Source organism: Paenibacillus lacisediminis, assembly GCF_046567315.2.
Map to the genome: position 1 here is coordinate 75,186 of NZ_JBKIAX020000017.1, position 12,418 is coordinate 87,603.

A 12,418-nucleotide genomic window follows, 5' to 3' on the forward strand; every position below is an offset into this window, starting at 1 on the left:
TTCAACAAACTTTAGGCAAAACCGTTAGCGGCTAAAAACGGCAGATCGATTCCGGACGGGGCGGATGGGCTGCCGGAACCTTCATCCTCCGGTTCACCGTGGTCTTTTCCGTATTTCAGCAAGTGCTCCACATATTTTCCCAGCACATCGCCTTCCAAATTCACGGTATCTCCCTGGCGTTTGATGGCCAGCACCGTCTCCGCAAGGGTATGCGGAATGATCGAGACCGCGAATTTCCCGCCACCGGCCTCCACGACCGTCAGGCTGATTCCGTCCACCGCAACCGAACCTTTGGGAATGATGTATTTGAACAAGGACGAACGAAGCGGTGCGATTTCGTATACTACCGCGTTTTGGTCCCGGCTCGTGCCGACGATTTTCCCAACGCCGTCGACATGCCCTTGCACGATGTGGCCGCCGAAGCGCCCGTTTGCCGCCATCGCCCGTTCCAGATTGACCCGGCTGCCCGGCTTCAGATCTTTCAAATTCGTATTCCGGTACGTTTCCGGCATCACATCGACCGTAAAGGAGGCGGCGTCAAAGGCAGTGACCGTCAGACAGACTCCGTTGACGGCGATGCTGTCTCCGAGCTTTAGACCTTCGGTGACCATCCGCGCGGAAATTTCCAGCAGCATCGCTTCTCCCTTGCGGCCGATCGATTTCATCGTCCCGATCTCCTCAATGAGTCCCGTGAACATCTCTTATCCCTCCTTTGGCTCATTTACGTTTCGCTCCAAACCGGAAAACCCCGGATGCACACATTATCTCCGATTTGCGTCACTTCCATATCCCGCAAGCTGACGGCGTCCCGCATCAAATCAAAGCCGTCGAACTTGAAGTTCACCGCCGCCGCTTCGCCGCCGATCAGCTTGGGGGCAAAAAACAACACAATTTCATCCACCAGCCGATTTTGCAATAACGAGCCGTTTAAGCGGCCGCCACCCTCCACCAGGACGGACGAGATACCTTTAGCTCCGAGCTGCTCCAGGGCAAGCTTGAGGTCCACCTGCGGTCCGTTTCCGCAGTGCATCACTTCCACGCCCAGGCTTGTTAACAGCTCCGCCTTGGCCGGATTGGCCCGCTCCGTCGTCAGCAGGATCGTCGGGGCCGCATGATCCTGCAGTACCTTGGCGGATTCGGGAATCCGCAGCGTGGAGTCGACGATCAACCGGACCGGCGACAGCCCCGGAACGGAAAGCCGGGTTGTGAGTTGCGGATCGTCGGCAAGAACGGTGGAGACGCCGACCATAATCCCCTGATGCCGGTGCCGCATCGTATGCACGATTTCCCGCGCGTCTTCATTGGAAATCCATTTGCTGTCCCCGGTGCGGGAAGCGATTTTGCCGTCAAGCGTGCTGGCCGTTTTGACCGTGACATAGGGGAGCCCTGTCGTAATAAATTTGATAAACTTCCGGTTAATCTTCAGGGCCCGTTCCCGGAGCACGCCTACTTTCACCTCGATCCCCTGGCTGCGGAGCATCGCAATGCCCCTGCCGGCAACCTGGGGATTCGGGTCCTCGCAGGCAATGACGACCCGTTTGACCCCCTCGGTGATCAGCCGCTCGGCGCAAGGCGGCGTCAAACCGTAATGGCTGCAGGGCTCCAGCGAAACGTAAACGGTACTGCCCTTGGCGTTCGCTCCGGCCATGTTCAGCGCATGAACTTCCGCATGCGGCGTGCCGCGCTCAAGATGCGTCCCCAGTCCGACGAGCGCGCCATCTTTCACGACCACCGCGCCGACCACCGGGTTGACGCCGGTTTGGCCCTGGGCCCGCTCGGCCATGTCCAGAGCAAGCCCCATGTAGTAATCGTCATCGATCACTTGCATTGCCTCTCGCCTCCCGCTGAATCCAAAATCACAAAAACCTCAAACTAAAACCTCAAACCTAAACCTTAAACAAGATCAAATAACCCTGCCGGAATCAATCCAGCAGGGTTGTATGAGAGTTGTCCTACGCAAGCAAAAAGAGCAGACGACAAAGACAATACCGCCAAAAAGACGAATAGCCTAAATACGCCGTATTTTCAAGCCACCATTCCATCACGCAACTAAACTTTGTGAATTACGGAACTTGAAATACAAAAAGCCCTTTGATTGCAAACACGCCCGAAATAAAAATAATTGAAACATAACTAAAACGTGCGTGTTTCTTCGCGTTTTCCTTCTCCCATCCAGACTATACTGTCGGTCCCGGAATCTCACCGGCTCAGCCGCTCGCGCTTGTTCAAGCGCCTCGCGGGTCACGGACTCGTGCTTGAAGCGGAGGGATTGATACCACTGGCGAAAATTGCCGCCATCCGTTTCAGCCATCACCGTCGGTAGGGAATTTCACCCTGCCCCGAAGGATTGTAGCTTATTTGGTTGTTGTCCTATGATAAGTCATAGGCTCTGCGGTAATGTTACCACCACAAAATGAAAAACGCAAGCACTGCCTCCCTGGGGAACATCACAGTGCACCTCCGGAATTGTTTGCAGCACTCAACTTTAGGGAACGGAAGCCGTTGCTTATGTTTTGGGAAAGGTTGCTGCTAGAAAGTACTGGAAGACCCTAAATCTTGAGAATAAACATTTTGAACACAATCTCGCTAAATAGGAGGATGACAGCGACTCCGCTTGGTAAGGATCGCAAAGTGCTCGGCCTGACCTGGCTGGCTACCTGCCTCCTAGGCGCTGGCGAGAAAAACCTGGGATCACTGGCGGAGGTCCTTCACAGTGGAAACAGGCTGTACCCATAGCTTTCGCGTCGTGCTGCTCCTGTTCGACCGTGATCTGGTACTGGCCGCGCCGTGAGTTGATGCTCGAGGGATACGCTCACGTAGCGCCAGCAAGAGTAGTCTGTACGGACTCGAACTGATGGCGGGACCAGAGCCCTCGCCATCGGTGCTTACAGCAAGTTTATCATTTGACTTTTTTTGTCGAAAGATCCGTAACGAATTTGGATCGTCTATATTTGGTATATGATGGTTTGCTCTCTGAACATGGCTTTTGAGTAAAGTCTGATCCGATATATATGGTGGCTCAAAAAAAGACTCATTTCTAGGGTGAGCTATATCAATTGTGCCTGAAAATGGACACCCCGTCTGGGTTATTCTATTTCCTTCATCATCTAACTTGATTAGAGGGCAACCCGTTAGTTTACTTCTTCCAACTAGGATTTATTGTTGTTTTGCGGGGATTCGTCTCCATTTCAATAAATCAACTCCTAAGCGTAAAAACGATATACGTAAAAACGATATATAGGTTCCGCCAAAAGTCCAGCTATCTTCAGTAGCATTATTTTCTTTAATAGTTTTAAATCCTAATAAGTTATTTTTTCACTTTATGTTTGGGTTTCGTCAGGTCAAAACTATGTTTTACCATATCGTGAAGATCATCCTCCGGAAGGTTTCCATCTAAGATAATCGTATTCCAATGCTCTTTACTCATATGATATCCCGGCTTAACTTCTTCAAATGCATTTCGAAGGAAATCAGATCGCTCAGGATCACATTTCAGGTTAACGCAAAGATGATCATCTTTTTCAAATATTAATGCAAAGATCTTCTTGTTTCCTTTGTGGCGTATGGCTGTCCAATCTTCTCCAAAAGGATGATCCTCATATGAGGCTGGATAAGATAAACAGTATTCTACGATTTCTTCTAATTTCATTTTGGTATCCTCCTGTCTGTAAAGCTAATCATGATTGTTGTTTTTCTTGTGCCATGCTGCAATTTCTTCCATCCTTTGTTTAATTTTGAATTCAGACCCCTGTGTTGTCGGATGATAATATTCGCGTCCGATCAGGGAATCTGGCATAGTCTGCATCGTTGTCAGCTTTTCTTCTGTGTCATGGGCGTACTGATACCCTTTACCATAGTTAAGCTCTTTCATAAGCTTTGTTGGAGCGTTGCGAAGTTGCAAAGGAACAGGTTCATTCATGGAATGTAGGGCATCTTTTTTCGCATAACGGTAAGCTAAGTAAGCAGAATTCGATTTGGGAGCCAGGGTCAGATATATAACGGCTTGTGTTAAATGCACATCGCACTCTGGCATTCCTATGAATTGACATGCTTGAAACACCGAAACAGCGATTTCCAAAGCCCTATTGTCCGCCAAACCCACGTCCTCACTTGCAAACCTAACTAGCCTACGAGCAATAAATAAAGGATCTTCACCTGATTCCAACATTCGAGACAACCAATAAATAGATGCATTTACATCACTATTTCGCATCGATTTATGCAATGCGGAAATGATATTATAGTGTTCTTCTCCATCTTTATCATACAAAAGCGATTTTCGATGAATAATTTGTAGCAGTCCTTCTTTGCTAATTTCAATATATTCACCTTGTTTCTCTCCGTTAAGCACAGCTATTTCTAAGGTGTTTAATGCCACCCTGGCATCTCCATTGGAATATTCTGCGATAGCGGAAAGTACGCCCTCTTCTAAACCTATCTTTTGATCTCCGTATCCTTTAGGATTCAAAATCGCTTTTTTTAATAATTCAACAATATCTTCACTGCTTAGTTGGTGAAGTACAAAAACTTTGCTACGTGATAACAAGGCTGAGTTAACTTCAAACGATGGATTTTCGGTTGTCGCGCCGATGAGAATGATACTCCCTTTCTCCACATACGGAAGAAAAGCATCCTGTTGCGCCTTATTAAATCTATGAATTTCATCAATGAATAAGAGGGTTTTCTCCCCTAATTTCCTGTTTTCCTCAGCTTCTTTCATTATATTTCGGATTTCTTTAATACCGCTAGTTACTGCACTAAAATCAATAAACTTAGACTTGGTTTGATTGGCAATGATTTTAGCTAGTGTTGTTTTGCCAACACCTGGGGGACCCCAAAATATCATAGAAGACACTTGATCATTTTTGATCATATCTTGCAGAACTTTTCCAGGGCCAAGTAAATGTTTTTGGCCTATAAAGTCATCCAACGATTGAGGACGCACACGATTAGCCAACGGCCGATCATGTTCATTATCAAATAATGTTCCTTGTATCACAGTGTCACTCCCTTTTGTAGAACAAATGTGTTTCCTGATATAATTAAAGGTTCTGCTTTCGGAATTCTACAGGCGTATAGCCAGTTTCCCGTTTGAAAAATTTACTAAAGTGAGTAGTTTCTTGAAAGTTAAGCATTTCTGCAATGTCGCTAATCAAGTAATCTGTATGCATTAATAAACGCTTAGCTTCGAGACTAATTCGAGCTGATATGAAAGCTTTGGCACTTATTCCAACAGCTGCGACCGTAACCCGTGTTAATGTTTTTTCCGTGCAATTTAAAAGGGCGGCATAGTCACTAACATGATTTAACTTGGCATAATTTTTCTCTACTAATTCTTGAAATTTTAAAAACTTTTGTGAGACCTGAGAAGTAGTAGGGATATTTTTTTGTTTATGAATAATGTTGAGCCAAGTTACGAATGCATAAAGCTGATAGCGCAACAACATATGAACATCCTCTTTGGCTACTTGAATTAAAGAGTCTTGAACCATCTGCTCTATTAAAGTGATTGCCCGATGCAGCTCTGTATTATTTAAAGTTAAACTATTAGGCGTTCTTCCAATACCAAACGTTAAATTCAGTTCACTCAACGTAAGTGAAGCAGGAAGAAGGAATTCTTCACGGAATAGAATAACCCATCCGTCCCAGTTTTCATCGTGTCCAAAATTATGGACTTGTCCTGGTCTTACTACTATCAGTGTTCCTTCCTTACAAGGGATGGGTTCAAAATCGATCCATTGAGTACACATTCCTTCCGTGACACAAATGAGCATATAAAATTCATAACGATAAGTGATTTTCATACTATCCTCTGGTGTTCGCTTTTTGAGAGAAGATACACTAAAAATCTCCAGATCGTAGGGGTAAGAAAGTACTGGTTTATATTTAAGAGGTCTTATATTATTTTCCTGTTTAAATGAATGAACGATTACACGAACCTCCTTTAAGAGTATTTGATGAACCGAAATGTCCGTAAAATATCATTAAATTTCCCGTTTTTGCCTTCATCAAAGCTGACAAATGACCTAAAATGATCATACCATAATATTGGAATGAAACAAAACAGGTAGTGGCTAGAAGTAACATAAAATCCTAATGTGAGATGAGTCCCAAAATAAGGAAGGCTAACATGCAGGTTAATAGCATAACAGCAAAAAAAATCTTAACTGAAATGCAAGGAGATTCAAGTGTTGGTTTCACACATTCATTAAATCCTTATAGTGGTTGTGCATTTGGATGTAGGTATTGCTACGTTAGAGAAATGCCTATTCAAAGGTACAGTGATACTCCCTGGGGAGAATGGGTAAGCATCAAAACAAATGCGGCCGATAATTATCGGAACGAGGTGGTCAGTCTCCGCCGAAGAAATAAACCCATTAATCTTTTTATGTCTACTGCAACGGATCCCTATCAACCACTGGAACGGAAGACGGAGCTAACACGCTCTATTTTAGAGGAAATGGTTAAACGCCCTCCAGATTTCCTTCAGATACAAACACGAAGTCCTCTTGTCGTAAGGGATCTTAATCTATTACTTGAACTAAATCAAAAATGTGAGGTCCTTGTCTCCATGACTATAGAAACAGATCGGGAAGATATGAAACGCTTGTTCGCTCCCCATGCTCCGGGTATTAAGTTACGCTTGAAAGCATTAAAAGAAGTGAATAACGTAGGCCTCGCTACCCAAGCTTCCATTTCGCCGGTACTTCCATTCACTCCCGATTATCCTAAAACACTGGAGTCTATCGTTGACCGCATCTACATCGACACACTTAACATTGGAGATGGAACAAGGGGGAAACGTTCCGAGCGCTTAGGCATGCCATTTTTGTTTAAAGAGAACGAGTTGTCTGGATGGTATCAAATGGATATTCATCTTAGAGTGGAAAAGTATTTTAAAAAGTTTTTTCCGGAAGAAATGATATTCATTTCTTCAGATAAGGTTTATCCCTTAAAAGGAAAAGTATTTGAATAGGCCCTTCCTATCCTTCTTTTAAGGTTAGGAAGATAAAGGAGAATGAACAGTTGAATTTTACAACAATTGATTTTGAAACCGCAAACTTAAACCGATCGAGCGCGTGCTCTCTGGGTTTTGGAGAACTCTGGACAACCATTGAACCACTAGTATCCGGGGAAATTATTATTGCACATAATGCTGTTTTTGATATAAGCGTGCTAAGGTATTGTTTAGATGCCGCTGAAAAAAGCTATCCAGAAATACAATATTTATGTAGGTACAGAATTGGGAAAAAGCTGCTACAAGAGCTATCCTCCCATAAATTATACATCATCTCCAACCATTTCGGAATTCGTTTAAATCACCATAATGCGCTCGATGATGCCCGGGCATGTGCCCAAATTATGTTAAATTTAATGGAACAGCAAAAGGAATGTGATCCGCTGCTTTTTGCGAAATCCCTGGGATTTCAGGCGGGGTCACTGTATTCAGGTGGGTATACGCCTTTCAGGAAACATAAAATCAAGCAAAAATAGGTAAAAGACAAAACGGAATAGATTTAAATGAATAATACAGGACTTGCCCATGCTGGGCGTACCAGCAAAAAAGCATCGCCATTAAATTGAGGCGATGCTTTTAGAGTGCTACATATATTTATCAATCATCTCCTGCGGAATCTTTTTTCCATGGTCATAAAAACGATCATCATCTGCTTCGATTCTTCTTAAAACACGGGCCGGTGAACCGGCCACAATTGTATTTTCTTCTACATCATGTGTAACGACGCTACCCGCTCCGACAATCGAATTGTCACCGATTGTAACTCCCGGAAGGACAATGGCCCCTGCTCCCAGCCAGACATTTCTTCCGATATGAACCGGTTTATTATATTGGATCTTATGAATCCTTAATTTGGGGGAGACGGGATGGATGGCGGTAACAATGGAAACATTGGGGCCAATCATGCAATCATCGCCGATAAAAATATCTCCATCATCGACTAAATTCGCATTGAAGTTGATAAAGACATTCCTTCCGACATGGACGTGACGAAGTCCGCAGTTTGCATAGATGGGCGGGATAATATATAAGCCTTCGCCATAGGTACCCAAAGCCTCTTTTATAAGCCTTTTTCTTTCTTCAAGCCCCTCTTGGGTTTCCGGTGTGCTGTTGAATTCATTCAGCTTTTGAACAAGCGTATGCTGATAAGCAATGAATTCTTCGTCTACACTATCGTACATTTCTCCGGAATTCAGCATTTCATGATATTTTGTGTCTTTTTGTCTATTCATAATTCTCCTCCATTTGTAACTATTCAAGATTCCATACTTTCGAAGACCGCCATCTTCAAATACCTGCCGGTCTTTGAACCCGGGCAGCTCATCAATTTGTCAGGTGTCCCGCAGAATAATACCTCACCGCCTTCGCTTCCACCATCCGGTCCCATGTCAATCACCCAGTCAGCCTGAGAAATCAGTTCCAACCTGTGCTCTACGATTATTACGGTGTTGTGATGAGCAACCAACTGTCTGAGAAGGGTGAGTAATTTTTCTATGTCCCGGTTATGCAAGCCCATGCTAGGTTCATCTAGAATGTAAATATTACCTTCCTTGTATAGCTCACTTGTCAGCTTGACACGCTGGATTTCCCCACCGGACAAAGTGCTGGTAGGTTGCCCCAGCGTAAGGTACCCAAGTCCCACGTCCAACATGCACTGAAGAGGCTTACGTATCTTGTTTTCCTCAAAAAACTCCATCGCCTGCTCAATCGTGAGATCCATAATCTCCTCGATATTCATTCCGTGGTAGGTAAAACTTAGAGCGGTCGGATTATAGCGATGACCGCCGCATTCCTCGCATAAGACGACGACAGGCTCTGCAAAAGCCATATCATAGGATATCTTCCCTGTCCCTTTGCAAACTGGACAGGCACCTTTGGAATTAAAGCTGAACCATCCGGCTCCTACGCCGTTATCTTTGGCAAATAGTTTACGTATCTCATCCATCACTCCTGTGTATGTAGCCGGAGTGGAACGGATGGACGTACCGATAGGCTTTTGATCAATAACGACCGCCTCCGGATAATACTCTGCAAATTCGCGGCATGCCAGCGAACTTTTTCCAGAACCGGCCACACCGGTGATTGCCGTCAGTATACCTTTGGGGATGGTTACATGAACGTGTTTCAAGTTATGACTTTGCGCATCCTTAATCTCAAATCCCTCTTTCCATGGCAAGGGAGTTGGATTGATTTCGATTTTCCTTTTCATCGCCTGTGCAGTTAATGTGTTCGCCAGACGAAGTCCTGGTAAGTCCCCTTCGTAGACAATCTCACCGCCCTGCGTTCCAGCTAAAGGTCCCAACTCGATGATGTGGTCAGCCAGAGAAAGCATCTGACGGCTGTGCTCTACCACAAGGACATTATTATGCTTGTCACGAAGATCCAGCAGGAGCCTGCCAATCCGCTCAGCATCAGCAGGATGCAGCCCGGCAGTAGGCTCATCGAAAATATAGGTGATATTGCTCAGACTGCTACCAAGATTCCGTACCATTTTGATTCTCTGGACTTCTCCGCCGGAAAGTGTGTTGGTCTGCCGGAGAAGCGACAGGTAGCCGATTCCTACCTCCACCATTCGCACTAAATAAGATGAAATTTGCTTTGCTAAGGAAATAACCATGGGGTCATCGATTTCCTTCAGCACGAGCAACAGGTCGCACACCGGAATTTTCATATAATCTATGATGCTATGACCATTAATTTTTGAGGCCAGAGCCTTCGGATTCAATCCTGTGCCACCACAAACTTTACAGGGTCCTTTGTAAACGTGAGACAGGATCTCATCCTGTAAGCCTTTCTTTAATGTTGAAATGTCCCGATTGAGGTAGAGTCTGCGGAAACGGGGAATCACACCTTCGTAATCCACCCGATCAATTCTCCCGGTGTTATTGGAACGCACTTCAATTTTTACTGTATCTTTTGCGCCGTAACGCAAGACTTCCCATTCTTCGGGTGAAAAATCCCGCAACTTTTTATCCGGATCAAGGAGTGGATTGGTCAAATACAGGTAGCTCTGCCAACCGACGGAAAACTGGCTGAACAAAATAGCACATTCCCGCAGGGTCTTATCCTTATCAAAAAGGCTGTCTTCTTTTAGCTCCAATCGCTCTCCGAGTCCGGTGCAGCTTGGACACATTCCCAGCGGATGATTGAACGAATAAGCCATAGAACCTCCTGCGCCAGGATTTCCGATACGAGAGAACAAAAGCCTGATAAGCGGTGCAACATCAACAGCCGTTCCCACCGTCGAACGCGTGCTGCCCCCGATTGCTTTCTGATCTACGACAATTGCGGGAGTTATATTATTAATGGCATTTACCTTCGGCCTCTCATAGTGAGGCATTTTATTCCGAAGGAACATCGGATAAGAAGCCTGCCATTGTCTGCTGCTTTCTACCGCAATCGTGTCAAATGCCAGAGAGCTCTTGCCGGATCCGGAGACACCCGCGAATACTACAAATTTTCCTTTCGGAATCGTCACATCAATGTGTTTCAGGTTGTTTTCAGAAGCTCCGATGATTTCAATATTATCAGCGGTTTCATTATTCCTTTCCATGTACGCACCTTCCCACCTTCCCATCTGTCTTATGCTTTTATAGATGTCCTGGATATCTTTGCATTTGTATTTTTTAAATTTGAATTTGTCTTTCAACAGGCATCAATAATGACAGCCAGCATTGACAGTATCCCAAACACACCATTACGATTATAGAACCAAAATATACTGTGCAAAAGCAATAATCATACATTTTTATATCAAGATAGTACCAAACGTATTGGAGGTCAAATTATGCAATTCAAAACCTTACAGATAGGGGATGATTTACGGGAACGTATTTCATACAGCAGCCACTCCATTCCGCTGTCCATTTGTATCGATAACTTCGATGACTACTTTCGAAGAGAATGGAGCTGTCATTGGCATGAAGAGTTTGAATTTGGTGTTGTCTTAAAGGGAACGATTGAATACACTATTTATGATGGTAAGGAACAAGTAGCCACCAAAGTTCTGCATCAGGGCGATGGCATCTATATCAGCACCGGCTGCCTTCACAGCGCAAAAGCAATGGAGTCTGGTGCTGTTTTAGCAGGTTTTGTGTTTCCTATCACGTTTTTTGATATCAAGCCCTTTGAGAATCTCTACAGTCAAAGTATTCGTCCGATCATAGAATCCGGAATTACTAATATGATCCTACATGCCGAGGATCTGAATGACCAGCCACTGCTATCCAGTATGAAAGAGCTCTGTTCCATTACCGATCAGGAAATCGGATATGAGCTGCACGGTATTGAAATGGTCTGCAAAATCTGGCGGCTCCTTACCGTTAGAATTTCACGGGATAAAAAAGAAATGCGCACGCCATCTGCCAATCAAGTGCAGGCGCAGCGTTTGAAAGAAGTTGTGACTTTTATACATGCACATTTCAACGAACATATCAGCGTTGATGATATGGCCAGATCCGCAAGAATCAGCCGGACGGAGTGCTTTCGTTGCTTTCAGGCAATTTTAGGGAAATCCCCGATGGAATATGTGACAGAATACCGTTTATCTATGGCTACGATGATGCTGGCCAGTACCAACCGGACAGTTTCTGATATTGCTTCTTCCTGCGGCTTTAACACCCTCAGCTACTTTTGCAAATTGTTCCGCGAACAGTGCGGGCTATCGCCGAAAAAATATCGGGAACAGGCTCATACGCGGTTAAGTGTCAAGGCTTGAAGACAACATTCTATTCCTGGATGAGCCCATCACCTTCCTAGCTGGAGGTCCTGAAGCCCCTGCAGAGGCTGAATGCCAGCTGGGACAGCACCATAGCCATCCATGCACGTTGGCGCTGGCCCTATTCAAACCAAAAGGCTTTTCCGGCAGCGGCATCGGCCGCCTCCGGAAAAGCCTTTTTTGTCGTCCCGGATGATCAGTCGATCGGAATGTAGAGATCCAGCTCAGAGTTAGGGGAGGTAGGGTCGAACCGCCCGTCGAACACCTCCAGGTCGAAGCCCCCGCCGTTCAAAGTACGCGACGTACAGCCTGAGCTGGGTAGCCACACCTAATAGATGAAGCGGAAGGTCTCATTCAGCAACTCCGTCGCCCCCCGATAGGTGAAGACGTCATAACGTCATAACGGGGAGCAGATTGTAGACAGCCCCTTCGGGAAGATCGTCTGTCCGGTGCTCCACCTCCTAGGCGGCAAGATAAGTAAAAGCCACGTCCCGGTGGGCCCCCCCTTGCTGCGTGCTGCTCATTTCATACAGCTCAAGTCTGTAGGCCCGGCCTTCCTTACGGTTCGGTTTAACGCCGATCGGCCGGATCCACTCCTCCCAAGCACCAATGTTCCTGTCTTTCGGGGTATCCGTGCTGCAAGAGATGCCCGCCAAATACAACTTTATTTTCCGAGTCTAATA

At 45.5% G+C, this 12,418-nt stretch carries 12 protein-coding genes and 1 riboswitch; of the genes, 3 read left to right on the plus strand and 9 right to left on the minus strand.

Translation table 11 applies throughout. From position 1 onward, the window contains the following. Nucleotides 1–11: 11 nt before the first annotated feature. The 5 genes from ribE to ACLD72_RS25580 form a co-directional block, all read right to left on the minus strand. Nucleotides 12–698 carry a riboflavin synthase gene (ribE, locus tag ACLD72_RS25560; protein WP_411001313.1) on the minus strand — a complete coding sequence of 229 codons (687 nt, stop codon included), beginning with the start codon at nt 696–698 and terminating at the stop codon, nt 12–14. A gap of 23 nt (nt 699–721) precedes the next feature. After that, complete coding sequence (gene ribD, locus ACLD72_RS25565) at nt 722–1,828, minus strand: bifunctional diaminohydroxyphosphoribosylaminopyrimidine deaminase/5-amino-6-(5-phosphoribosylamino)uracil reductase RibD (protein ID WP_411001311.1); 1,107 nt, start codon at nt 1,826–1,828, stop codon at nt 722–724. A 328-nt stretch (nt 1,829–2,156) separates the two neighbouring features. Further along, a riboswitch (FMN riboswitch) is annotated at nt 2,157–2,351 on the minus strand. A gap of 956 nt (nt 2,352–3,307) precedes the next feature. After that, entirely contained in the window at nt 3,308–3,649 is a 342-nt protein-coding gene (locus ACLD72_RS25570; protein ID WP_411001309.1) for an MmcQ/YjbR family DNA-binding protein, read from the minus strand. 24 nt (nt 3,650–3,673) lie between these two features. Then, complete coding sequence (locus ACLD72_RS25575; protein WP_411001308.1) at nt 3,674–4,999, minus strand: replication-associated recombination protein A; 1,326 nt, start codon at nt 4,997–4,999, stop codon at nt 3,674–3,676. Nucleotides 5,000–5,042: 43 nt separating this feature from the next. Beyond that, entirely contained in the window at nt 5,043–5,804 is a 762-nt protein-coding gene (locus ACLD72_RS25580) for an AraC family transcriptional regulator (protein ID WP_411001306.1), read from the minus strand. Nucleotides 5,805–6,130: 326 nt separating this feature from the next. On the opposite strand from ACLD72_RS25580, the gene ACLD72_RS25585 reads away from it, so the two are divergent. Together ACLD72_RS25585 and ACLD72_RS25590 are read left to right on the plus strand one after the other, a co-directional pair. Then, nucleotides 6,131–6,976: an SPL family radical SAM protein gene (locus tag ACLD72_RS25585; protein WP_411001304.1), complete on the plus strand. Its 846-nt coding sequence runs from the start codon at nt 6,131–6,133 to the stop codon at nt 6,974–6,976. A 50-nt stretch (nt 6,977–7,026) separates the two neighbouring features. Further along, entirely contained in the window at nt 7,027–7,494 is a 468-nt protein-coding gene (locus ACLD72_RS25590; RefSeq protein ID WP_411001302.1) for an exonuclease domain-containing protein, read from the plus strand. Nucleotides 7,495–7,602: 108 nt separating this feature from the next. Here the strand turns inward: ACLD72_RS25590 and ACLD72_RS25595 are convergent, their stop codons facing one another. Then, complete coding sequence (locus ACLD72_RS25595) at nt 7,603–8,250, minus strand: sugar O-acetyltransferase (RefSeq protein ID WP_411001300.1); 648 nt, start codon at nt 8,248–8,250, stop codon at nt 7,603–7,605. 23 nt (nt 8,251–8,273) lie between these two features. Beyond that, nucleotides 8,274–10,667, minus strand: coding sequence for an ATP-binding cassette domain-containing protein (locus ACLD72_RS25600; protein ID WP_458476214.1), 2,394 nt, complete (start codon nt 10,665–10,667; stop codon nt 8,274–8,276). A 138-nt stretch (nt 10,668–10,805) separates the two neighbouring features. Here ACLD72_RS25600 and ACLD72_RS25605 point away from each other — a divergent pair, with 138 nt between their 5' ends. Next, nucleotides 10,806–11,735: a helix-turn-helix domain-containing protein gene (locus ACLD72_RS25605; protein WP_411001296.1), complete on the plus strand. Its 930-nt coding sequence runs from the start codon at nt 10,806–10,808 to the stop codon at nt 11,733–11,735. A 196-nt stretch (nt 11,736–11,931) separates the two neighbouring features. Here the strand turns inward: ACLD72_RS25605 and ACLD72_RS25610 are convergent, their stop codons facing one another. Beyond that, nucleotides 11,932–12,063, minus strand: coding sequence for a hypothetical protein (locus tag ACLD72_RS25610; protein WP_458476215.1), 132 nt, complete (start codon nt 12,061–12,063; stop codon nt 11,932–11,934). A gap of 133 nt (nt 12,064–12,196) precedes the next feature. After that, nucleotides 12,197–12,391 carry a hypothetical protein gene (locus tag ACLD72_RS25615; RefSeq protein ID WP_458476216.1) on the minus strand — a complete coding sequence of 65 codons (195 nt, stop codon included), beginning with the start codon at nt 12,389–12,391 and terminating at the stop codon, nt 12,197–12,199. Nucleotides 12,392–12,418 lie beyond the last annotated feature (27 nt).

Excerpts from the sequence above, each read along its gene's own strand:
- ACLD72_RS25595 (WP_411001300.1), bottom strand. The coding sequence starts at position 8,250 with ATGAATAGACAAAAAGACACAAAATATCATGAAATGCTGAATTCCGGA.
- ACLD72_RS25585 (WP_411001304.1), top strand. The coding sequence starts at position 6,131 with ATGCAGGTTAATAGCATAACAGCAAAAAAAATCTTAACTGAAATGCAA.
- ACLD72_RS25580 (WP_411001306.1), bottom strand. The coding sequence starts at position 5,804 with ATGAAAATCACTTATCGTTATGAATTTTATATGCTCATTTGTGTCACG.
- ribD (WP_411001311.1), bottom strand. The coding sequence starts at position 1,828 with ATGCAAGTGATCGATGACGATTACTACATGGGGCTTGCTCTGGACATG.
- ribE (WP_411001313.1), bottom strand. The coding sequence starts at position 698 with ATGTTCACGGGACTCATTGAGGAGATCGGGACGATGAAATCGATCGGC.
- ACLD72_RS25605 (WP_411001296.1), top strand. The coding sequence starts at position 10,806 with ATGCAATTCAAAACCTTACAGATAGGGGATGATTTACGGGAACGTATT.
- ACLD72_RS25570 (WP_411001309.1), bottom strand. The coding sequence starts at position 3,649 with ATGAAATTAGAAGAAATCGTAGAATACTGTTTATCTTATCCAGCCTCA.